At 69.4% G+C, this 22,427-nt stretch carries 21 protein-coding genes and 1 pseudogene; 14 read left to right on the plus strand and 8 right to left on the minus strand.

The genetic code is table 11. From position 1 onward, the window contains the following. On the minus strand, positions 1-239 hold a 239-nt coding region (locus Q0379_RS00135), incomplete at its 3' end, for a hypothetical protein (RefSeq protein WP_299002792.1). A gap of 314 nt (positions 240-553) precedes the next feature. On the opposite strand from Q0379_RS00135, the pseudogene proB reads away from it, so the two are divergent. The 8 genes and pseudogenes from proB to Q0379_RS00175 all read left to right on the plus strand — a co-directional run. Further along, positions 554-1,495: pseudogene (proB, locus tag Q0379_RS00140) on the plus strand (glutamate 5-kinase); the annotation flags it as partial. Positions 1,496-1,703: 208 nt separating this feature from the next. Next, a complete protein-coding gene (locus Q0379_RS00145) occupies positions 1,704-3,233 on the plus strand; it encodes a UbiD family decarboxylase (RefSeq protein WP_299002794.1) in 1,530 nt (509 codons plus the stop codon). A 26-nt stretch (positions 3,234-3,259) separates the two neighbouring features. Further along, positions 3,260-3,871: a hypothetical protein gene (locus tag Q0379_RS00150; protein WP_299002795.1), complete on the plus strand. Its 612-nt coding sequence runs from the start codon at positions 3,260-3,262 to the stop codon at positions 3,869-3,871. 40 nt (positions 3,872-3,911) lie between these two features. Continuing rightward, on the plus strand, positions 3,912-5,741 hold the full coding sequence (locus tag Q0379_RS00155) for a M14 family metallopeptidase (RefSeq protein WP_299002797.1): 1,830 nt from the start codon (positions 3,912-3,914) through the stop codon (positions 5,739-5,741). Between the two features lie 81 nt (positions 5,742-5,822). Next, a complete protein-coding gene (locus Q0379_RS00160) occupies positions 5,823-6,224 on the plus strand; it encodes an MAPEG family protein (RefSeq protein ID WP_299002799.1) in 402 nt (133 codons plus the stop codon). Between the two features lie 47 nt (positions 6,225-6,271). Further along, a complete protein-coding gene (locus Q0379_RS00165; protein WP_299002801.1) occupies positions 6,272-7,603 on the plus strand; it encodes a TldD/PmbA family protein in 1,332 nt (443 codons plus the stop codon). Further along, positions 7,600-8,379: a 3'(2'),5'-bisphosphate nucleotidase CysQ gene (locus Q0379_RS00170; RefSeq protein WP_299002804.1), complete on the plus strand. Its 780-nt coding sequence runs from the start codon at positions 7,600-7,602 to the stop codon at positions 8,377-8,379. Before Q0379_RS00165 ends, Q0379_RS00170 begins: the two co-directional genes overlap by 4 nt. Positions 8,380-8,399: 20 nt before the next feature. Further along, complete coding sequence (locus Q0379_RS00175) at positions 8,400-8,633, plus strand: DUF4170 domain-containing protein (protein ID WP_299002807.1); 234 nt, start codon at positions 8,400-8,402, stop codon at positions 8,631-8,633. 139 nt (positions 8,634-8,772) lie between these two features. Here the strand turns inward: Q0379_RS00175 and Q0379_RS00180 are convergent, their stop codons facing one another. After that, positions 8,773-9,438, minus strand: coding sequence for a tyrosine-protein phosphatase (locus Q0379_RS00180; RefSeq protein ID WP_299002809.1), 666 nt, complete (start codon positions 9,436-9,438; stop codon positions 8,773-8,775). 144 nt (positions 9,439-9,582) lie between these two features. Between Q0379_RS00180 and Q0379_RS00185 the strand changes: the two genes are divergently transcribed. Genes Q0379_RS00185 through lpxK form a run of 5 tightly spaced genes read left to right on the plus strand, consistent with a single transcriptional unit; the run spans position 9,583 to position 15,358 of the window. Beyond that, positions 9,583-11,376 (plus strand): ABC transporter ATP-binding protein, encoded by a 1,794-nt coding sequence (locus Q0379_RS00185; RefSeq protein ID WP_299002812.1) that lies wholly within the window; start codon positions 9,583-9,585, stop codon positions 11,374-11,376. Then, on the plus strand, positions 11,373-12,074 hold the full coding sequence (locus Q0379_RS00190; RefSeq protein WP_299002815.1) for a lysophospholipid acyltransferase family protein: 702 nt from the start codon (positions 11,373-11,375) through the stop codon (positions 12,072-12,074). The genes Q0379_RS00185 and Q0379_RS00190 overlap by 4 nt, the downstream gene beginning before the upstream one ends. A gap of 30 nt (positions 12,075-12,104) precedes the next feature. After that, positions 12,105-13,100 carry a cation diffusion facilitator family transporter gene (locus Q0379_RS00195; protein WP_299002818.1) on the plus strand — a complete coding sequence of 332 codons (996 nt, stop codon included), beginning with the start codon at positions 12,105-12,107 and terminating at the stop codon, positions 13,098-13,100. Between the two features lie 9 nt (positions 13,101-13,109). Then, complete coding sequence (locus Q0379_RS00200; RefSeq protein ID WP_299002820.1) at positions 13,110-14,354, plus strand: 3-deoxy-D-manno-octulosonic acid transferase; 1,245 nt, start codon at positions 13,110-13,112, stop codon at positions 14,352-14,354. Continuing rightward, a complete protein-coding gene (gene lpxK / locus Q0379_RS00205) occupies positions 14,351-15,358 on the plus strand; it encodes a tetraacyldisaccharide 4'-kinase (protein ID WP_299002823.1) in 1,008 nt (335 codons plus the stop codon). Before Q0379_RS00200 ends, lpxK begins: the two co-directional genes overlap by 4 nt. A 142-nt stretch (positions 15,359-15,500) precedes the next feature. Here the strand turns inward: lpxK and Q0379_RS00210 are convergent, their stop codons facing one another. The 3 genes from Q0379_RS00210 to purD all read right to left on the minus strand — a co-directional run bounded on the left by Q0379_RS00210 (position 15,501) and on the right by purD (position 19,238). Beyond that, the gene (locus Q0379_RS00210; protein ID WP_299002825.1) at positions 15,501-16,787 is read right to left on the minus strand and encodes an amidohydrolase family protein; all 1,287 of its coding nucleotides are present in this window, start codon (positions 16,785-16,787) and stop codon (positions 15,501-15,503) included. Positions 16,788-16,794: 7 nt separating this feature from the next. Then, complete coding sequence (locus Q0379_RS00215) at positions 16,795-17,877, minus strand: phosphotransferase family protein (RefSeq protein ID WP_299002827.1); 1,083 nt, start codon at positions 17,875-17,877, stop codon at positions 16,795-16,797. An 80-nt stretch (positions 17,878-17,957) separates the two neighbouring features. Further along, on the minus strand, positions 17,958-19,238 hold the full coding sequence (gene purD / locus Q0379_RS00220) for a phosphoribosylamine--glycine ligase (protein WP_299002829.1): 1,281 nt from the start codon (positions 19,236-19,238) through the stop codon (positions 17,958-17,960). Positions 19,239-19,404: 166 nt separating this feature from the next. On the opposite strand from purD, the gene Q0379_RS00225 reads away from it, so the two are divergent. Then, positions 19,405-20,346 (plus strand): LytTR family DNA-binding domain-containing protein, encoded by a 942-nt coding sequence (locus Q0379_RS00225; RefSeq protein ID WP_299002831.1) that lies wholly within the window; start codon positions 19,405-19,407, stop codon positions 20,344-20,346. Here the strand turns inward: Q0379_RS00225 and phoB are convergent. From phoB to pstB, 3 genes are all read right to left on the minus strand, one after another. Then, the gene (phoB, locus tag Q0379_RS00230; RefSeq protein ID WP_299002834.1) at positions 20,343-21,035 is read right to left on the minus strand and encodes a phosphate regulon transcriptional regulator PhoB; all 693 of its coding nucleotides are present in this window, start codon (positions 21,033-21,035) and stop codon (positions 20,343-20,345) included. The two genes, Q0379_RS00225 and phoB, sit on opposite strands and share 4 nt — an antisense overlap. 18 nt (positions 21,036-21,053) lie before the next feature. Then, positions 21,054-21,746 carry a phosphate signaling complex protein PhoU gene (gene phoU, locus Q0379_RS00235; RefSeq protein ID WP_299002836.1) on the minus strand — a complete coding sequence of 231 codons (693 nt, stop codon included), beginning with the start codon at positions 21,744-21,746 and terminating at the stop codon, positions 21,054-21,056. A 22-nt stretch (positions 21,747-21,768) separates the two neighbouring features. Next, positions 21,769-22,427, minus strand: a 659-nt coding sequence (pstB, locus tag Q0379_RS00240) for a phosphate ABC transporter ATP-binding protein PstB (protein ID WP_299002839.1), incomplete at its 5' end; no start/stop codon positions are given.

The following is a 22,427-nucleotide window of genomic DNA, read 5'->3' on the forward strand; positions in this document are numbered from 1 at the left end:
CTCGGCACGTCCCAGTCCCAAAAACCGAGCTCGGCACCTTCGAGTGCGAGCATCAGGCGGCGTTCGCGCTCGGCGATCTGCTCGCGCACCCGGCGCCGTTCGGTGAAGTCCCGGCTGACGCGGATCTCGCCGAGCTGCACGCCGTCGAGGTCGAAATAGGGGGTGCGCAAGGTGTCGAGCAGACGTAGCGTTCCGTCCGCCGCCTCCAGCCACTCCTCGTGGTTCTCTGCGCAGCTCACGGTGTCCTGGCCGGCCCCGGCGAGCGGCAGCCGCCCCGCGAACAGCTCGCCGTCGAGCGGGAAGTCGGGCAGGCCTTCGACGAACCACGCCGGCGCGACGTATTGATTGCCGAGGCGCGAGACGAAGCGCTTGCCGTCCCCTTGCCGGTTACGCCCAGTGAGTCGCTAAAAGATGCTGCTGCGCCATCGGAAAACGGCGCGGCCGGCAGGTCGACCGCGTGGCCGTCGTGCACGAGGCCGATCGTGTCGCCGGCGACAGCGGCCCGCGCCTGCTCCAGCACGGGCACGCAGGCATCCGGCGCATCGGCCCGTATGGCCGCCGTCGCCTGGGCCTGACCGGCCGCAAGGCGACCTTGCCCGAGAAGCAGGCCGCGGCCGCCGCCGGCCAGTCGCTGCTGATGCGGGCCTGGGAGGAGGCCTTCGAGCCCCACGGCCTGGGCGTCGCCCAGATCCTGCTGACTCGCGACGACACCGAGACCCGCCGCCGCTGGCTGAACGCCCGGGCCACGACCGAGACCCTGATGGGCCTGGGCGTCGTGCCCGTGGTCAACGAGAACGACACCGTCGTCACCGAGGAAATCCGCTACGGCGACAACGACCGCCTGGCCGCGCGCGTGGCCCAGATGGCCGGCGCGGACCTGCTCGTGCTGCTGTCGGACATCGATGGTCTCTACACCGCCGACCCGCGCAAGAATCCCAAGGCCCAGCACATCCCGCTGGTCTCGGAGATCACCGCCGAGATCGCCGGCATGGCCGAGGGGGCCAACGCCGCCGCCGGGGTCGGCACCGGCGGCATGGCGACCAAGATCGCCGCCGCCCGCATCGCGCGCGCCGCCGGCTGCGCCACCCTGATCACCCTGGGCTCGCGCCCGCGCCCGCTGGCCGCCATCGCCGACGGCGAGAAGGCGACGCTGATCGAGGCCGGCGCCTCGCCCGCCGCCGCCTACAAGGCCTGGATCGCCGGCTCCCTGGCGCCGCAAGGCTGGGTCACGGTCGACGCCGGCGCCGCCAAGGCGCTGGAGGCCGGAAAGAGCCTGCTGTCAGCGGGCGTCCGCGCCATCGAGGGCCCGTTCGACAAGGGCGACGCCGTTCGCGTCCGCGACGAGACCGGCCGCGAGGTCGCGCGCGGCATCGTCCGCTACGACAGCGCCGACGCCCAGCGCATCGCGGGCCTGCGCTCGGACGCCATCGAGGCCGAGCTCGGTTTCACCGAGGGTCCGATGATCCACGCCGACGACCTCGCGGTTTCGGCCTAACCCTATCCGACCTCCCCGGCGAATGCCGGGGCCCAGATCGAACCCTCGTCCTCGGATGATCGGGCCGGGCGGTCGAGCGCATCAGCCCAAAACGCTCCGGATGAATCTGGGCCCCGGCATTCGCCGGGGAAGTCGGGTTTGAAGGGGCAAAAACCGATTCAGTTCTCCGCACACCCGGTCTAGGTTCCGCCCGTTCTCAGGAGTCCCCATGGCCTACCGATCCCTCCGCGAATTCATCGACGTACTGGAGGCCAAGGGCGAGCTGGTCCGGGTCAAGGAGCCGGTCTCCAGCGTGCTGGAGATGACCGAGATCCAGACGCGCCTGCTGGCGACCGGCGGTCCGGCGGTGCTGTTCGAGCACGTCCTGCTGCCCGACGGCTCGCGCTCGGACATGCCGGCGCTCGCCAACCTGTTCGGCACGGTCAAGCGCGTGGCGATGGGCGTCACGCTCGGCGGCGAACCGCGTGAGACGGCGGGCGAACTGCGCGAGGTCGGCGAGCTCCTGGCCTTCCTGCGCCAGCCGCAGCCGCCCAAGGGGATCAAGGACGCCCTCGACATGCTGCCGCTCGCCAAGACGGTCATGAGCATGCGGCCGGGCGCGGTGAAGAAGGCCCCCGTGCAGGAGGTCGTCCTGACCGGCGACCAGATCGACCTGACAAAGCTCCCGGTCCAGACCTGCTGGCCGGGCGAACCGGCGCCGCTGATCACCTGGCCGCTGGTGGTGACCAAGGGTCCCGGCAAGGACCGCGAGGACGACTTCAACCTCGGCATCTACCGCATGCAGGTGCTGGGCAAGGATAAGTGCATCATGCGCTGGCTGGCCCACCGCGGCGGGGCCCAGCACTACGCCCGCCACAAGAAGGCGGGCAACAAGGAGCCCCTGCCCGCCTGCGCCGTCCTGGGCGCGGATCCGGGCACGATCCTGGCCGCCGTGACGCCGGTGCCCGACACCCTGTCGGAATACCAGTTCGCCGGCCTACTGCGCGGGGCCAAGGTCGACCTCGTCCCGGCCAAGACCGTGCCGCTGATGGTCCCGGCCCACGCCGAGATCGTCATCGAGGGCCACGTCTTGCTCGATGAGTTCGCCGACGAAGGCCCCTACGGCGACCACACCGGCTACTACAACAGCGTCGAGAAGTTCCCGGTCTTCCAGGTGACGGCGATCACCATGCGCAAGGACCCGATCTATCTGACGACCTTCACGGGCCGTCCGCCGGACGAGCCCAGCGTGCTGGGCGAGGCGCTGAACGAGGTGTTCATCCCGCTGATCCGCCAGCAGTTCCCCGAGATCGTCGACTTCTGGCTGCCGCCCGAGGGCTGCAGCTACCGCATCGCCGTGGTGTCGATGAAGAAGGCCTATCCCGGCCACGCCAAGCGCGTGATGCTGGGCGTCTGGAGCTATCTGCGGCAGTTCATGTACACCAAGTGGGTGATCGTCGTGGACCACGACATCAACGCCCGCGACTGGAAGGACGTGATGTGGGCGATCAGCACCAAGATGGACCCGGCGCGGGACATCACGGTGATCGAGCACACCCCGATCGACTACCTCGACTTCGCCAGCCCCGAGAGCGGCCTTGGCTCCAAGATCGGCCTCGACGCCACCGACAAGTGGCCGCCCGAGACCAAGCGCGAGTGGGGCGAGGAGATCCGCATGGACCAAGCCGTGGTCGACGCGGTCAGCGAGAAGTGGTCGCGGCTGGGCTTATCCGGCGACGGGACGCCGATCTGGAAGTGATCTGAGTCGGCCAAGCGGGGGCTTCCGTGGACGCATTCGAGTTCTTCTTCAGTTTCTATGGTCTGCTGCTGGGCTTCTCGGTCGCCGAATTGGTCGGCGGCTTCGCCCGGACGCTGCATGAGCGGCGCGCGGTGCGGTTTGGATTGCTGACGCCGTTGCTGGCGCTGTTCGTGGCCATCGACATCGCCAGTTTCTGGAACCAGGCCTGGGTGATCTTCCGCCCGGCGCCTTATAGCTACGCTCTTCTGATCCTGGGTCTCGTGGTCGCCAGCATCTTCTACGTGGCCGCCACCCAGGTCTTTCCGCGCGAGCTCAAGGAAGGCGACAGCCTCGACGACCACTTCTGGTCCAATCGCAAGCTGGTGCTATTGAGCGTGATGACGGCCAACCTCATCGTCGCGCTGTTCTTCGTGTTCCTGATCAACCTGAACGGCGAATTCGCCCGTCTGAAGCTGGGCCTCGCGTTCTGGATCGGCACACCCTTGTTCCTGATCCTCACCACCGTCGCGGCGCTGGCGCGATCCCGCTGGCTCGTCACCGTCCTCCTGGCGGTCCTCGTGCTCTATCAGAGCTGGCATGTCGTCCGTTCGGCCGCCTTAATGGTCAGCCGTGGCGGCTGGTCTCTGATCGGCGGCTGAGCCCTTGCCTTACAACCTCAGAGGCGCGACGAGGTCGGCCATGCGCCACTCGTTCCTGATCGCCTCCGCACTGCTTGCCTTCGGAGCCCCCGCCATGTCGCAAACATCCGCCAACAAGGCGCCCTGGGATCAGCCCTTCCTGCCGCCCGCCCCGCATTGGCAGGGCGCCAGCCAGGCCCTGATCCGCGACAAGGCCGATCCATGGGTGACGGCCTTCGAGGCCGACGCCGAGCATAATTTCTCGCCGACCTACGCCGACACCCGCGCCTGGTTCGACAAGCTCGACAAGGCGTCTAAGTTGATCCGTGTCGAGGACTTCGGCGTCTCGCCGCAGGGCCGGGCGATCTTCGCGGTGATCGCCAGCAAGGACGGCGACAAGCTGGATCCCAAGAAGCCGCTGCTGCTGGTCCAGGCGGGCATCCATCCCGGCGAGATCGACGGCAAGGACGCCGGCATGATGCTGCTGCGGGACATGGCCTTCCACGGCAAGGACGGGCTGCTGGACAAGGTCAACCTGGTCCTGATCCCGATCCTGTCGGTCGACGGCCACGAGCGTTCGGGACCCTACTCCCGTCCGAACCAGCGCGGGCCGCGCATCCAGGGCTGGCGCAACACCGCGACCAACCAGAATCTGAACCGCGACTTCATGAAGCTGGACCAGCCGGAGATGCAGGCGCTGAAGCGCCTGCAGGCCAAGTACAAGGCCGATCTCTATGTCGACGTCCACGTGACCGACGGCATGGACTACCAGTACGACGTCACCTACGGCTTCAACGGCGAGAACGGCGTCTGGAACCGCTCGCCGGCCATCGCCCAGTGGCTGGACGGGGTGCTGAAGCCCGTCATGAACAAGAGCCTGGAGGCCGAGGGCCACATCCCTGGCGAGCTGGTGTTCGGCGTCGACGAGCACAATCCCAAGGCCGGCTTCTCGGACGGCGGTCTGGGCGAGCGGTTCTCGAACGGCTGGGGCGCGGCCGCCCACGTCCCGACCATCCTGATCGAGAACCATAGCCTCAAGCCCCACGCCCAGCGGGTGCTCGGGACCTATGTGTTCATCGAGACGGCGATGAAGCTGCTGGCCGACAAGGGCGGCGACCTGCGGACCGCCATCGCCGCCGACAGCGCCCTGCGCCCGGCCGAGATCCCGGCCAACTTCGTGTCCGACGACAAGCCCGCCTACACGCGCGCCTTCAAGGGCATCAAATACGAGTACTACGACAGCCCCGCCTCGGGCCGGAAGGAAGTGCGCTGGCTGGGCGAGGCCGACCCCGAGATCTGGAACGTGCCGTTCTACGGCTCCAAACCCTCGCTGACCCTGAAGCGCCCGGTCGCCTACTACGTCCCCAGCTATCGCGCCGACATCATCGAGCGCCTGAAGCTGCACGGCGTGACGCTGGAGACCCTGCCCGCCGACAAGACGGTCAAGGTCGAGATGATCCGCCTGCTCGATCCCAAGATCGCCACGCGCGCCAATGAAGGCCAAGTGCAAATCAGCGTCGACAAGGTCACGACCGAGACCCGCGACTGGGTCTTCCCGAAGGGCTCGGTCCGCGTGCCGACCGACCAGCCGCTGGGCGACCTGGTCGTCCTCTTGCTCGAGCCGCAGTCGAACGAGAGCGTCTTCGCCTGGGGCATGGTCCCCGAGGTGCTGAGCCGCGTCGAATATATCGAGCCCTACGCCATCGCGCCGCTGGCCGAGAGGATGCTGGCGGCCGATCCCAAGCTGAAGGCCGAGTTCGAGGCCAAGCTGGCGGCCGAACCGAAGTTCGCCGCCGATCCCGACGCGCGTCTCGCCTGGTTCTACAAGCGCACGCCGTTCTACGACGACCACCACCTGCTCTATCCGATCGCCCGCGAGCTCGCGAACTAGCACCGGGTTGCCGATCCCCGGCGGAAGGTCTCATATGGCCGGCCGCTCGGGGGCGGGCGGCGTCATAGGGTTCTTTGAGTCATGGATACGATCGTTTCCGGCCACGCGGCCGCCCTCTGGGCCGGCCTGCACCTCTTCCTCCTGCTGATCCTGTCGGTGCTGGTGGTGCGCTTGCGGCAGAAGCACAAGGTGGCCCTGGGCGACGAAGCCATTCCGGAACTGGCGCGCGCCATCCGCGCCTTCGGCAACGCGACCGAATATGTGCCCACCGGCATCGCGGCGCTGGCCGTCCTGGCCGTCGCCGGCGCTTCGAGCCTGACCATCCACGTCATCGGCTTCCTGCTGTTCGCCGGCCGCGTGACCCACGCCATCGGCCTCTCCAACAGCGGCGGCGTCTCGATCCCCCGCGCGGCCGGCATGATCGCCACCTGGCTGGCCTACATCTTCGCCGGCGTGGCGCTGCTGATTTCGGCGATCGCCTAGCCCCCTCGCCGCTTGCCCCGGCCCCTGCGCGTCGTCCATAAGACCCCATGGACGAAAACCTGCTGCATGACGTGGTCGCGGCCGCGCGCAAGGCCGGGGCCGACGCGGCCGAGGCTGTCTTCGCCGAGCGCCAGTCGCTCTCCGTCAGCGTCCGCCTGGGCGACCTGGAAGAAGTCGAGCGCGAGGAGGCCCGGGACCTGGGCCTGCGCGTCTTCATCGGCCAGCGCAGCGCCACGGTCTCCGGCTCCGACATCTCGGCCGAGGCGCGCGGCAAGCTGGTCGAGCGCGCCGTCGCCATGGCCCGCCTGGCGCCCGAGGATCCCTACGCCAGCCTGGCGCCGCAGGACCGCCTGGCCCGCGCGCCCTATCCCGAACTCGACCTGATCGATCCCTACGAGCCGTCGGCCGAGACGCTCGAGACCCAGGCCCGCACGGCCGAGGAGCATGCGCGCGCGGTCAAGGGCGTGACCAATTCCGACGGCGGCTCGGCCGCCTGGTCGTCGTCGCGCTGGGCGATGGTCACCAGCGAGGGCTTCCACGCCAGCCACGCGGCCACCGGCCACTCGATCTCGGCCTCGGCCATCGCCGGCGAAGGCGCGGGCATGGAGCGTGGCGGCGAAGGTCGCTCGACCCGTCATTTCGGCGACCTGCCCGCCGCTGGCGACATCGGCATGGAGGCCGGCCGCCAGGCCGTGGCGCGCCTCAACCCGCGCAAGATCGCCTCGACCACCGCCCCGGTGATCTTCGAGAACCGCCTGGCGATGAGCCTGATCGGCCCGCTGCTGGGCGCGATCTCGGGCCCGTCCATCGCGCGGGGCACCTCGTTCCTGAAGGACAAGCTGGGCGAACAGATCTTCGCGCGCGGCGTCCACCTGCTGGAGGACCCGCACCGGGTGCGCGGCCTAGGCTCGGCGCCGTTCGACGACGAAGGCGTGGCGACGCAGGCCCGCGCCCTGATCGACGACGGCGTGCTGACCACCTGGCTGCTGAACACCAGCTCGGCCAAGCAGCTGGGCCTCGTCACCACCGGCCACGCCTCGCGCGGCCTCGCCGGCCCCTCCGGCGTGTCGACCCACAACCTGACGCTCCAGCCAGGCGAGAAGGACCTCAACGGCCTGATGAAGGACGCGGGGACGGGCCTCGTCGTCACCTCGATGTTCGGCCCCTCGCTGAACGGCAACACCGGCGACTGGTCGGTCGGCTGCTCGGGCTACTGGTTCGAGAACGGCGAGAGCACCGGGCCGGTGACCGAGATCACCGTGGCCGGCAACCTGATCGACATCTACGCCCGCCTCGTCCCGGGCTCGGACCTGGAGCTGCGCGGCGCCAGCAACAGTCCGTCGCTGCTGGTCGACGCCCTGGCGATCGCGGGCAAATGAGCGACCTGGACCTGATCCTCGAGGCCGCCCTGAAGGCCGGAGCGCTGGCGCTCTCGGCGCGGGAAAGCGGCTTGAAGATCTGGTCCAAGGCGGGCGGCTCGCCGGTCACCGACGCCGACCTGGCCGTCGACACCCTGCTGAAGCTGGAACTGAAGTCAGCGCGGCCGGACTATGGCTGGCTCTCGGAGGAGACCGCCGACGATCAGGCGCGCCTAGCCACCCGACGCCAGTTCGTCGTCGACCCGATCGACGGCACGGTCGCCTTCATGAAGAACAAGCCCTGGTTCGCGGTCTCGATCGCCGTGGTCGAGGACGGCCGGCCCATCGCCGGGGTGGTTCACGCGCCGGCGCTGTCCGAGACCTACGCGGCCACGCTGCAGGGCCCGGCCACCCTCAACGGCGCGCCGATCGCGCCCAGCGCCACCGACCAGCTGTTCGGCGCGGCCATGCTGGGCGACGCCAAGATGTTCGCCCACCCCGCCTGGCGCGAGCCGTGGCCGGAGATGCGCATCGAAAGCCGCAACTCGATCGCCTATCGCATGTGCTTGGTCGCGTCCGGCGCCTTCGACGCCGCCGTGGCCCTGTCGCCCAAGAGCGAGTGGGACCTGGCGGCCGCCGACCTGATCGTCCGTCGCGCGGGCGCCACGCTTAGCGACCATAAAGGGCGGGACTTCGCCTATAATCGTCCCGTTCCGCAGGTTCCGAGCCTGGTTTGCGCCAATCAGGCGCTAGCGCCATTGATCCTTAACCGCGTCGGGCATATCGAGCTGCCATAAAACCAATTCCTCGCAGGAACTTGCTCCAAATGCCCGATAAGCAGCTTCTTCATATCGTCATCGGCGGTGAACTGAAGGACGTCGCCGGCACTGAATTCCGCGACCTGTCGAAGGTCGAGTTCGTCGGCGCCTATCCGAACTACGACGAGGCCCACAAGGCCTGGAAGGCCAAGGCCCAAGCCACCGTCGACAACGCCCACGCCCGTTACTTCATCATCCACGCCCACAAGCTGCTGGATCCGAGCGAGGGCTAAATGCCTCCCTTCTCCCCTTGCGGGAGAAGGTGTCATCCGCAGGATGACGGATGAGGGGTCGCGCAAGCTTGTTCGGGTAGGGTGTTCAACCCCTCATCCGGCCGCTTCGCGGCCGCCTTCTCCCACAAGGGGAGAAGGCTCACTCTCTTCTCAAAATCCTATCCGTCAGCACCTTCCCCAGCATGCCGGCGCGGAAGGTCTTCTTCATCGCGACCGGGTCGTAGTCCTCGCTCTCGACCCATTCGCTGAAGCTCAGCCCCTTGGGCTCGCCGACTTCCAGGTACTGCTCGAACACATAGTCCAGCACGCCGGTGTTGCCGTGCTTGATGTGCAGGTAGCGCGGGCCCAGCTGCTTCATCGCCTCGCGGATCGGCTGGCCCAGGCGGTAGTGGGCGTAAAAGACGCTCATGATCCCAGCCCGGTCCGCGCCGGACTTGCAGTGCATCAGGGCCGGATATTCGATCGTCTCGAACAGCTCCTTCGCGCCCCGCACCCGCTCGCGGATCGGGACCTCGCGCGAGGTGATCGTGAAGTCGACGAAGTTCAGGCCCAGGCGCTGGCAGGCGTCCTTCTCCAGCGCGTAGAAGCTGCCGTCGAAGCCGCCGCGCAGGTTCACGATCGTCTTGATCCCCTGCTTCTTCCACCAGGCCAGCTGGAACGGCCAGGGCTGGTTGGCGCGGACCATCTCGGGGCTGATCCAGTGGGCGTTGGAAAAGCCGAGGCGCAGGTAGGCGTGGTCGTTCCACAGGTAGTGGAGATAGGTCTTGAACCGGCCCCAGGGCGTGGTGAGGTCGAACTTAGCCAAGCGGGAACGATCCTTGCGAATTTCGCGATCTAAGTAGGATAGAGCGTCCGGAAAGGCAAAACTGGCCCCGATGGCGTCGCTTTTCGCGGGCAGTGCGTCCGCGAAGTCATTGACAGCCCCCGCGCGACATCCGACCCCTCCCGCATGACCGCCCAGGACTCTCCGCAGCTTTCGAACCGCGCCCTCGCCGCGCGGATCTGGCGCGAGTACTTGCAGCCCCGCCGCAACAGCCTGGCCGCGGCCTTGCTCTGCGCGGTCGCGGTCGCGGGATTGAGCGCGGCGCTCGCCTATGTGCTGAAGCCGGCGGTCGATCATCTGATCTCGCATCCCCAGCCGGGCGCGCTGTGGCGCATCCCGCTGCTGATCGCCGTCATCGCGGTCAGCCGCGGCGTCTTCCAGGTCCTGCAGACCACCTCGATCAACCGGATCGGCAACGGCGTCGTCGGCGACATGCAGCTGCGGCTGTTCGGCCGGCTGATGCGCTCGGACCTGGCGCGCCTGCGCGGCGCCCATTCGGGCTCCTACGTCTCGTCGATGCTCTATGACGCCACCCTGATCCGCGAGGCGGCCACCAGCGGCGTGGTCAACTACACGCGCGAGTTCCTGACCGTCGTCGGCGCCCTCGTGGTCATGTTCCAGCTAGACTGGCCGCTGGCCTGCGGCGTGCTGATCATCGGTCCCGTCTCCAGCCTGTTCATCCGCCGCTTCTCGAAGAAGACGACCAAGGCCGCCAAGGGGGCCATGGGCGAGACCTCCAACCTCTCCACCGCGATCATGGAGAGCCTGGACGGGGTCAAGATCGTCAAGATGGAGAACCGCGAGGCCTATGAGGAAGGCCGCGTCGCCGCCGTGATCGAGCGCCGCCAGCGACACCTCGTGAAAGGCTCGAACGCCAAGGCCATGGCCGCGCCGGCCACGGAGACCTTCGGCGCCCTGATCACCGCGGGCGTGCTGGCCTATGCCGGCTGGCGCGCCACCATGGGCCAGATGAGCGCCGGGGACTTCTCGGCCTTCCTGGCGGCGTTGGCGATGGCCCTGCAGTCGCTGCGCCAGGTCGCCAACCTGCAGACGGTGTTCAGCGAGGGCTTCACCGGCGCCCGTCGCCTGTTCGCCGCCCTCGACGTCGAGCCAAGCATCGTCGATCCGGCCGACGCCAAGCCGTTGCCGGCCGGCGACAGCGCCATCGCGCTCAGCCACGTCACCTTCTCGTACGGCGCGGACATCCCCGCCCTGTCCGACGTCTCGATCGAGGCGCGCCAGGGCGAGACCGTCGCGCTGGTTGGCCCCTCGGGCGGCGGCAAGAGCTCGATCCTGAACCTGATCCCGCGCTTCTACGACGTGAACGGGGGAGCGGTGACGATCGACGGCTGCGACGTGCGGACCGTGACCCTGGCGAGCCTGCGCGACCGGATCGCCCTGGTCACCCAGGAGCCGTTCCTGTTCGACGACACCATCCGCGCCAACATCGCCTACGCCCGCCCCGGCGCCAGCCAGCTGGAGATCGAGGCCGCCGCCCGCCAGGCCGCCGCCCACGACTTCATCCTGGCCCTGCCCGAGGGCTACGACACCCCCGTCGGCGAGGCCGGCACCCGCCTGTCCGGAGGCCAGCGCCAGCGCATCGCCATCGCCCGCGCCTTCCTGAAGAACGCCCCGATCCTGCTGCTCGACGAAGCCACCAGCGCGCTGGACACCGAGAGCGAGGCCCAGGTGCAGGCGGCGCTGGAACGGCTGATGGCCGGCCGCACGACCATCCTGATCGCCCACCGCCTGTCGACCGTTAAGAACGCCGACCGCATCTACGTGATCGACAAGGGTCGCGTCGTGGAGACCGGATCGCACGCCGACCTCGTGCAGGCCGGCGGCCTCTATGCGCGCCTGGCCAGGGCGCAGGACCTGGATCACACCCCCGACGCATCGCGCCTGGAAGGTGACGCTTGAGACCTCTGCGTTCGCCGTTCGTGATCTGGCTGCTGTCCTCGATCTTCGCCGGCTATTCCAAGCTGGTCTTCAAGACCCTGCGCATGACCGAGGAAGGTCGCGAGCAGGCCGAAGCGGTATGGGCCCAGGGCCGCGAGACCGGCGTAGGCGCGATCCTGTGCTTCTGGCACTCGCGCATCCCGATGTCGCCGCTGAGCTGGCCGCAGGACCTCGCGCGCCGCCAGGACATGCGCGCCCTGATCTCGCGCTCGAACGACGGCGAGTTCATCGCCCGTACGGTCGAGAAGCTGGGCTTCCCGGCGATCCGCGGCTCGTCGGCCAAGAAGACGGACCTCGCCAAGAACAAGCACGGCGAGCAGGCCTTCCGCGACATGGTCAAGTGGGTGAAGGACGGCGGCGGCGTCGCCATCACCCCCGACGGCCCGCGCGGTCCGGCCGAGCACATGGAGAAGGGCACCCCGTCCCTGGCCCGCGTCACCGGCGCGCCGGTGATCTTCGTCGGCCTCGCCGCCAAGCCCTGCCTGCGGCTGGGCTCGTGGGACCAGACCATGATCCCCCTACCCTTCGCCAAGGCCGCCATGGTCTGGGACGGCCCCACCGGCGCGGGACGCGGCGACGACCCCGACCAGCTGGCCGAGGCTTGGGCCGCGCGGCTCTCGGCGGTCACCCGCCGGGCCGAAGCCTTGGTCGAAGATTGATCCGGCTGATGCTTGGTGGGATGTAGGGCCATGGCTCACGATCACCCCGGACACGCGCACGACCACGATCATGATCACCACGATCATGATCACGCGCACGGTCACGGCCATCACCATGGCCACGGTCACCATGGGCACAGCCACGCGCCAAAGGACTTCGGTCGGGCCTTCGCGGTCGGCACGACCCTGAACCTGGGCTTCGTTGTGGTCGAGGCCGCGGCGGGCCTGATCACCGGATCGCTGGCGCTGCTGGCCGACGCCGGCCACAATCTGTCAGACGTGCTAGGCCTGTTGCTGGCCTGGGGCGCGGCTGTGCTGGCCAAGCGCGCACCCAGCCTTCGCCGCACCTATGGCCTGCGCAAGGGCACGATCCTGGCCTCGCTGGCCAACGCCGCCTTGCTGCTGGTCGCCGTCGGCGCGATCGCCTGGGAAGCCGTCCGCCGCTTCGCCGATCCCCAACCGATCGAGACCGGCCCGGTGATGATCGTCGCCGCCGTCGGCATCGCCATCAACACGGCCACGGCCCTGATGTTCATGCGGGGCTCCAAAGAGGACCTGAACGTTCGGGGCGCTTTCCTGCACATGGCCGCCGACGCGGCGGTGTCGGCGGGCGTGGTGGTCGCCGCCTTCGCCATGAGCCTGACGAACTGGCTGTGGCTGGACCCGGTGGTCAGCCTGGCGATCGTCGCCGTGATCGTGCTGGGCACCTGGGGCCTGCTGCGCGACTCGCTGGACCTGGCGCTGGACGCCGCTCCGCGCGGCATCGATCCCGCCAAGGTCCGCGACTGGCTTGCCGCCCGTCCGGGCGTGCTGGAGGTGCACGACCTCCACATCTGGGCGATGAGCACGACCGAGAACGCCCTGACCGCCCACGTCGTCCGGCCGCTGGACGAGGGCCACGACCAGTTCCTGCACGACGCCTGCGCGGAGCTCGCCAGCAAGTTCAACATCGGCCACGCGACCATCCAGGTCGAGACCAGCCACGGGGCGCACGCCTGCCGCCTGGCGCCAGCCGATGTTGTCTAGGGGCGTGGTGTGACCCTGTCCCTGGGCCTCTACCGGGCCGCCACGGGCCTGCTCGAACCGATCGCGCCCGCGGTGCTGGCCCGCCGCGCCCGACGGGGCAAGGAAGATCCGGCGCGACTGTCCGAACGACTGGGGCGCAGCGAGCGCGCGCGGCCCGCTGGCCCGCTGGTCTGGCTGCACGGCGCCAGTGTCGGCGAGAGCCTGTCGATCCTGCCTCTCGTCGAGCGCCTGCGCGCCGAGCGTCCCGGCGTGACGGTCCTGGTCACCTCCGGCACCACCGCCTCGGCCGCCCTGCTGGCCAGGCGCCTGCCGGCCGGCGCGATCCACCAGTACGTTCCCATCGACGCCCCCGGCGCCGCTCGTCGCTTCATCGCCCACTGGAGGCCCGACCTCGCCGTCTTCGTCGAGAGCGAGCTGTGGCCGAACCTCCTGCTGGAGGCCAAGGCCGCCGGGACGCGCCTGGCCCTCGTCTCCGCGAAGCTGTCGGACCGCAGCTTCGCGCGTTGGAGCCAACGTCCCGACGCCGCCCGCCAGCTGTTGTCGGGTTTCGACCTGATCCTCGTCCAGGACGCCCGCGCCCATGAGCGGTTCGAGGCCCTGGGCGCCCGGGTCTCGGGCGAGGCCGACCTGAAGTTCGGGTCCGCGCCGCTGCCAGTCGACGAGCCGGCCCTGGCGGTCGAGCGCGCGCGCTTCCTCCGTCCGCCGTTGCTGATCGCCAGCACCCATCCAGGCGAGGACGAGATCGTGCTGGACGCCATCGCCGCTCTTTCCGACCGACCACCGGTCGTGCTGGCGCCGCGCCATGTCGAGCGCGGCCCGACGATCCTGGCCCTGGCGCGAGTGCGCGGTCTCTCCGCCGTCCTGCGCAGCCAGGCGCCGGGCGAAAGCGCCGACGTTGTCGTCGCCGACACCCTGGGCGAGATGGGCCTGTGGTTCCGCCTGGCGCGGACCGCCGTCATCGCCGGCAGCCTGGTCGAGGGCATCGGCGGCCATAATCCGCTGGAGGCCGCGAGGCTGGACTGCCCGGCGATCAGCGGCCCGTTCGTGGAGAACTGGACCTCGGCCTTCGCGGGGCTGGAAGCCGCCGGGGGCGTCGTGATGACCTCGCCGGAAGAGCTGCGAGACGCCCTGGTCTCCGATCTCGCCGCGCCAGAAGGCGCCAAGGCCCGCGCCGAGCGCGCCCGCGCCTACGTCGACGCCCGCGACGCCGAGGCGCGCGCGGGCCTGTCCCGCATTCTTGAGCTGGTTCAATGAAACTCGGCACGCCTCGCTGGTGGTACGTGAAGAGCGGCGGCCCCGCCCCGCTGACCCGCGCCCTGCTGACTCCGCTCTCGTGGATCTGGGCCGACGTCACCCGCCGGCGCATCGCCCGCACGACGCCGTCCATCGTCGGCGCGCCGGTGATCTGCGTCGGCAATGTCACCATGGGCGGGGCTGGCAAGACCCCGATCGTTCGAGAGCTGCTGCTGACCCTGACCCAGCGCGGCGTCAACGCCCACGGTCTGTCACGCGGCTATGGCGGCCGGCTGAAGGGCCCGGTGCGGGTCGACGCCACGCGCCACACGGCCAAGGACGTCGGCGACGAGCCGCTGATGCTGGCTCAGGACTTCCCGATGTGGGTCTCGGCCGATCGGGTCGCGGGCGCCAAGGCGGCGGCGCGCTGGGGCGCCCAGGCGATCGTGATGGACGACGGCCACCAGAACCCGACCATCCGCAAGGCCCTGTCCCTGGTGGTGGTGGACGGCGAGACGCGTGACGGCGAATGGCCGTTCGGCGACGGCCGCGTCTTCCCCGCCGGGCCGATGCGCGAGCCGCTGAAGGTCGGGCTGTCCCGTGCCGACGCGGTGATCGTGCTGCTGCCGGTCGATGTCGAGCAGCCCGACTTCGATCTGCTCGTGGAGTTCGGCGACATGCCCGTGCTGGTCGCCCGCCTGGAGGCCGCCGCTCCGGTGCCGAAGGGGCCGCAGGTCGGGTTCGCGGGCGTCGGCAAGCCCTGGAAGGTGGAAAAGGCCCTGACCGCCGCCGGCTGCCAGCTGGTCGACTTCGCGCCCTTCCCCGACCACGGCGAATATGACGAGGCGACGCTGCAGATGCTGGCCGACCGCGCCAGGGTCTATGACGCCGGGCTGGTGACGACGGAAAAGGACTGGATGCGCCTGCCGCCCGCGTGGCGTGACAAGGTCACGCCCTGGCCCGTCCGGGCGCGCTTCGATGACCCGGCGGCGCTGGCGGAGTTGTTGGCGGGGGTGGGGCTGTAGGAGCGAGTTCCTCCCCCGCGATGCGGGGGGGAGGTGGCCCAGAGGGTCGGAGGGGGCTCGCTCGGCCTAGATGGCGCTAGCCCCCTCAGTCGCTCCGCGACAGCTCCCCCGCATCGCGGGGGAGCATCTTTGCCCCGTCCCCTTACTTATAGACCACCCCGCCCTTAATCACCGAGGTCACGCGCCGCAGCTCGGTGACGTCCTTCAGCGGGTCGCCCTTCACGGCGATCAGGTCGGCCGCCTTGCCGGGCGCCAGGCTGCCGATCTCGCTGGACAGCGAGAAGTGGTCGGCGGCGTTGACCGTGGCGGTCTGGATGGCCTCCAGCGGCGTCAGGCCCGCCTTGACCAGCAGGGCGAACTCGCCGGCGTTGTCGCCGTGGGCCGAGACGCCGGTGTCGGTGCCGAAGGCGATCTTGACCCCGCCCTCGTGGGCGCGGCGGGCCATGGCCAACATCTTCGGACCCGCGTCCAACGCCTTGGCGGTCTGGGCCGGCGTCAGAAAGTTGTTCGGGCCCGAGGCGACGCGATAGACGAAGTCGCCGGCCATCAGGGTGGGGATCAGATACGCGCCGTTCTTCTTGAACAGGGCGATGCTCTCGGCGTCGAGATAGGTGCCGTGCTCGATCGAGTCGCCGCCAGCCCGCAGGAAGCTGTTGACGCCGTCGACGCCGTGGGCGTGGGCGGTGACCTTGCGGCCCATCTTGTGAGCGGCGTCGACGATGGCCTTCAGCTCGTCGTCCGAGAACTGCTGGGCCAGGCCCGCGGCGGTGTTCGAAAGCACGCCGCCGGTGGCGGTGATCTTGATGATGTCGGCGCCGTGCCAGACCTGCTCGCGGGTGGCGCGGCGGCAGTCGTCCGCGCCCGAGCAGATCGAGGGCGGCCGCATCACGTGCATGATGTCGTCCGAGTAGCCGTTGACGTCGCCATGGCCGCCATGGATCGAGACGGCCGAGCCCGCGGCGATGATCCGAGGACCGGGCACGTCGCCCCGCTTGATCCCGTCGCGCAGGGCGAAGACCGCTTGGTTCTCGCCGCCCAGGTCCGCGACCGTGGTGAAGCCGGCCATCAGGGTCTTGCGGGCGAAGCCGGCGCCGACCAGAGCGTCGTCCGCCGACGAGCGGGTCACGTTCTGCAGGCGCGAGTTCGGGTTCTGCTCGTGGGTCAGGTGGACATGGCTGTCGATCAGGCCGGGCAGGACGAAGCTGTCCCTCAGGTCGACGACCTTGCCGCCCTTCTCGGCGACATAACCGTCGACGATGCGGACGACCTTGCCGTTCTCCAGCACCAGGGTCTTGGCGGTCTCGACCTTGCCCGTGGCGGGGTCCGCCAGCAGGCGGCCGGCCTGGACGAAGACGGTCTCGGCGCAGGCGACACCGCTCAGCGCCCCGGCCAGAACCAGGGCGCACGCGCCCGACAGCAGTTTCCGCATTAGCCCCTCAAGCCCCCGCCTTGCGCGCGAAGTCCCAGGCCCCCTTGGCCAGGACCGGCACGCGCGCCTCCATCAGCTGCGCATGGGCGCTGGCGGCGGTGCCGTCACGGACGCGACCGACGATGCCCTGGCAGATGCCGGCCAGTCTGAAGAGGTTATAGCTGAAATACCAGTCCAGCTCGGGCAGCCCGTCGCGGCCGGTGGCCTTGCAGTAGCGGTCCACCGCCTGCGGGATCGTCGGGATGCCATAGGCCTCCAGATCCTTGATCTCGGCGAGACCCCCGCGCTGGTCGGACGGCATCACCCAGTTCATCAGGAAGTAGCTGAAGTCGGCCAGCGGATTGCCCAGGGTCGACAGCTCCCAATCCAGCACCGCGATCACGCGGGGCTCGGTCGGGTGCAGGATCATGTTGTCGAGGCGGTAGTCGCCGTGGACGATCGAGGTCTGGTCGTCGGCCGGCACGGTCTTGGCCAGCCAGTCGATCAGCCGGTCCATCTCCGGGATCGGGGTGGTCTCAGACGCCTTGTATTGCTTGGTCCAGCGATCGATCTGGCGGGCGAAATAGTTGCCCGGCTTGCCGTAGTCGGCCAGGCCCACGGCCGCGTAGTCGACATTGTGCAGGGCCGCCAGGGTGTCGATCTGCGCCTCGTAGATCGCCCGCCGCTCGGCCGGCTGGTAGTCCGGCAGGGTGCCGTCCCACAGGATGCGGCCCTCGACGTTCTCCATCACGTAGAAGATCGTCCCGATGACGTCCTCGTCCATGCACAGGGCGTACGCCTTGGCGACCGGGAAGTTCGCCTTGTTCAGGCTGGAGATCACCTTGTACTCGCGGTCGACCGCGTGGGCGCTGGGCAGCAGCTTGCCCGGGGGCTTACGGCGCAGGACGTACTTCCGAGCCGGCGTGACCAGCTGGTAGGTCGGGTTGGACTGGCCGCCCTTGAACTGGCGCACCTCCAGCGGGCCGGCGTAGCCCTCGACGTTCGCTTCCAGCCAGGCGGCCAGCTTGACCTCTTCGATCGCGTGGCGCGGGTCGACCGGCTTGGTGCCCGAGTTCAGGTCCTGGGCGGACTGTTCGGCGGCTTGGGCCATGGCGCGCTTCTCCCCAACACTTGTTTGAAAGGGAGTTTAGAGGGTGGCGCGCGCCGCGCAACCCTCGCGGAGCGGGAGCACTACTTGGAGAGCGCCCGCCAGCCGATGTCGCGACGGTAGAAGCCGCCTTCCAGGCTGATGCTCCCCAGCGCCGCGTAGGCGAGATCCCGCGCCTCGCTGAGCGTCGCGCCCAGGGCGCAGACGTTCAGCACCCGACCGCCCGAGGCGACCAACCGGCCTTCGAACTCACGCGTCGTGCCGGCGTGGAAGACCACGACCTCGCCGCCAAAGTCGGCGTCGGCGCCCTGGATGCGGCCGCCGGTCTTGGGGGCGTCGGGATAGCCCTCCGCCGCCAGCACCACGCAGATCGCCGCCTCGTCGCGCCACTTCGGCGGCTCGGCCGAGGCCAGCTCGCCTTTAGCGGCCGCCAGCAGGATCGGGACGATGTCGCTTTCCAGGCGCAGCATCAGGGTCTGGCATTCAGGGTCGCCGAAGCGGGCGTTGTATTCGACGAGCTTGGGGCCCGTCGGCGTGAGCATCAGGCCGGCATAGAGCACGCCGACGTACGGATTGCCCTCGGCGGCCATGCCCTCGACCGTCGGGATGATCAGCTCGCGCCAGGCCTGGTCGATCAGGGCCTGGGTCAGCACCGGCGGCGGCGAATAGGTGCCCATGCCGCCGGTGTTGGGGCCCTCGTCGCCATCATAGGCGCGCTTGTGGTCCTGGGCGGCGCCGAACAGCACCGCGGTCTTGCCGTCGCACACGGCGAACAGCGAGGCCTCCTCGCCGTGCATGAACTCCTCGATCACGACGCGCGCGCCGGCCGAGCCGAAGCGGCCGCCCAGCATGTCCAGCACGGCCGCGTCGGCCTCGGCGCGAATCGCGGCGATGACCACGCCCTTGCCCGCCGCCAGGCCGTCGGCCTTGATCACGAACGGCGCGGTCAGGGTGTCGAGGAAGGCGCCGGCCGAGGCGGCGTCCTCGAACACGCCATAGGCCGCCGTCGGCAGGCCATGGCGCTGGCAGAAGTCCTTGGTGAAGGCCTTGGAGGTCTCCAGCTGGGCCGCCCGCTGGCTGCCGCCGAAACAGGGAATGCCGACCGCCGCGAGCTTGTCGGCGAGACCGACCTCCAGCGCCGACTCGGGGCCGACCACCACCAGGTCCGCGCCGATCTCCCGGGCGAGGGCCACCAGTCCGTCGGCGTCGGTGGCCTTGATGTTCCTGAGCTCGGCGACCTTGCCGATGCCGGGATTGCCGGGCGCGGCGACGAGGCGGCCGCACAGCGGCGACTGGGCGATCTTCCAGGCCAGGGCGTGCTCGCGCCCGCCGGACCCGACGAGGAGGATGGTCAGCTTTTCCATGAGCGCGGGGTGTGACGCGCGCCCGCCGCCGGGTCAAGCCGTCCAGGCCGAGCGCCGCATGTTTCCGTTGGTGTCTCGGCTGTCATGACGCGCCCAAAATTTGCTCCCAGCCCATGGCGTCATGGCCCAAGCGTTCTCAAGTAAGGTCCCGCCTTCCGGCGATCGCATGGAGCCCGCCCTGGCCAACCTCATCGCCTCAAGCCCTGGCCGCGCGCTCGTTCCGGAGCCCGATCCGGCGTCCGCGGCCCAGGCGCCGACAGGCGCTCGACTGAGCCGTCGTCAACTCCGCGCCCAGATGTTCTTCCTGGCTGTCTACGGCTGGCTCGCGCTGACGGTGGGCGGATCCTGGTTCGCCCGGCGCCTGGCGGCGGCCCGGGATGCGGATGTCGGCGTCGTCGGCTCTCTAGTCTGGCAGGGAACGGCAAACGCCGCCTGGCTGCTGGCGGGGATCACCGTCTGGCTGCTGATGCGACGGTTCGGATCGGGTGCGATCGGCTTGCTGGCGCTCTACATGGCCGGCGCGCTGATCGTGCCGCTGGAGGCCCTGATCGGCGCGCTGGTCGACGCCGCCTTCGTGTCAGGGCCGATCCTTCCGGTCCGCACCCTGGGCCGCCTGCCGCTGAGCATTGCGCTCTACGCGCTCATCGTCGCCGTCGGCCTCACCGCCGCGCGCCAAAGGCTGGCCGTCGACGAACAGGACCGGGCCCGCGCCTTGGAGATCGCTCTGGAAGACGCCCGTCAGGCGCTGGCCCGGGCGACCGCCGAGCCGGCCGCGCCGGAATCGCGGCTGATCGTGGCCAGCGGCGCGCGCCGTGTGCCGGTTGAGATCGCCGAGATCGAATGGTTCGCCGCCGCCGATCGCCGCCAGGTCGCGGTCCACTGGTCGGACCGCGAAGGCCTGCTGCGCAGCACGCTGCAGGCGCTTGAGGCGCGGATCGATCCCAAGCTCTTCGCCCGCTGCCACCGGTCGACTCTGGTCAACCTGGGCCGCGTGAGCGCCTTCGCGCCGTTGCCGGACGGCTCCTGGCGCTTGACCATGGAAAGCGGCGCGGAGGTCGTGACCAGCCGCACCTATCGCCGGGAACTGCTGGAGCGGCTAGGGCTTTAGGCCGCGTCCAGGTCCAGCGAGTAGCCGGCCGAGCGGACGGTGCGGATCGGATCGCCATCGGACGAGCCGTTCAGCGCCTTGCGCAGGCGGCCGATGTGGACGTCCACCGTGCGGGCCTCGACATAGACGTCGGAGCCCCAGACGGCGTCCAGCAGTTGCTCGCGGCTGAACACCCGGCCCGGGTGCTGCATCAGATAGTCGAGCAGGCGGAACTCGGTCGGGCCCAGGTGGATCTCCTTGCCGTTCCGCTTCACGCGGTGGGCGACGCGGTCGATCGCGATGTCGCCGACCGTGATGCGGTCGTCGGCCAGGCCCGGACGGATGCGGCGCATCACGGCCCGCACGCGGGCGGTCAGCTCGACCATCGAGAACGGTTTGACCACATAGTCGTCGGCGCCGGTGTCGAGGCCGCGGATGCGATCGCTCTCCTCGCCGCGCGCCGTCAGCATGATGATCGGCACATTGCGGGTCTCGGCGCGGCCGCGCAGGCGGCGGCAGACCTCGATGCCCGACACCTTGGGCAGCATCCAGTCGAGGATGACGAGGTCCGGCGCGCGTTCGCTGGCCAGGGTCAGGGCTTCCTCGCCGTCGCCGGCGACCGCGACGCGGTAGCCTTCCTTGTCGAGGTTGTAGTGGAGCAGGGTGGCCAGGGCGTCTTCGTCTTCGACCACCAGAACATAGGGTGTCACTTCAGATCGCCTCCAGCCTTACTGCGCCACGACGTCGAGCTTGGGGCGCTGGGACGTCAGTTCCTCGCCGGTCAGCTCGAAGTGGATGATCTCGGCGATGTTGGTCGCGTGGTCCCCGATGCGCTCGAGGTTCTTGGCGACGAACAGCAGGTGGGCGCAGGCGTTGATCGTGCGCGGGTCGCCCATCATGTAGGTGAGCAGCTCGCGGAAGATCGAGTTGTAATGCTCGTCGACCTCCTCGTCGCGGCTCCACACGCCGATGGCGCGCTGAAGGTCCGAGGTGGTGTAGGCGTCCAGCACGTCCTTCAGCCGGCCCAGCACCAGCTTGCCCATGCGCTCGATCGAGCGGGTCAGGGCGGTCATCGGATCGGCGTCGTTCAGGATCAGAGCGCGCTTGCCGATGTTCTTGGCCATGTCGCCGCAGCGTTCCAGGCTCATCGAGATCTTCAGGGCGGCGACGGCGTGGCGCAGGTCCACGGCCATCGGCTGGCGCAGGGCGATCAGGCGGAAGGCCTTGCGCTCGATCTCGCCTTGCAGGGCGTCCAGGCGCTCGTCGCCCTGGACCACGGCCTGGGCCAGCGGGCCGTCGCGGCGCGCGATGGCGGCGATGCAGTCGGCGACCTGGCTCTCGGCGATGCCGCCCATGCGGGTGACTTCCGCGGTCAGGTGGGCCAGCTCTTCGCCGTAGGATTTGACGGTATGTTCGGTCATGTCGGTGTCCCTCCCCGCCGGATCAGCCGAAGCGGCCGGTGATGTAGTCCTGGGTGCGGCTGTCGCGAGGATTGGTGAACATCTCCTCGGTCGGGCCGCTCTCGACCAGCTTGCCGAGGTGGAAGAAGGCCGTGCGCTGCGAGACGCGGGCGGCCTGGGCCATCGAGTGGGTGACGATGACGATGCAGAACTGGGTCCGCAGCTCGTCGATCAGCTCCTCGATCTTGGCCGTGGCGATCGGGTCGAGGGCCGAGCAGGGCTCGTCCATCAGGATGACTTCCGGCGACACGGCGATCGCGCGGGCGATCACCAGGCGCTGCTGCTGGCCGCCCGACAGGCCCGTGCCCGGCTGGTGCAGACGGTCGGCGACCTCGTTCCAGAGGCCGGCCTTCTTCAGGCTGCTCTCGACGATGGCTTCCAGCTCGTCCTTGCGCGTAGCCAGGCCATGGATGCGCGGGCCGTAGGCGACGTTCTCGAAGATCGTCTTCGGAAAGGGGTTCGGCTTCTGGAACACCATGCCGACGCGCGAGCGCAGGACCACCGGGTCGACGCTCTTGGCGTTGACGTCGGCGCCGTCGATCAGGATCGCCCCTTCGACGCGGGCCGAGGGGATCGTGTCGTTCATGCGGTTGATGCAGCGCAGGAAGGTCGACTTGCCGCAGCCCGACGGGCCGATGAAGG

The organism is uncultured Caulobacter sp. (assembly GCF_937900395.1).
Classification (GTDB): domain Bacteria; phylum Pseudomonadota; class Alphaproteobacteria; order Caulobacterales; family Caulobacteraceae; genus Caulobacter.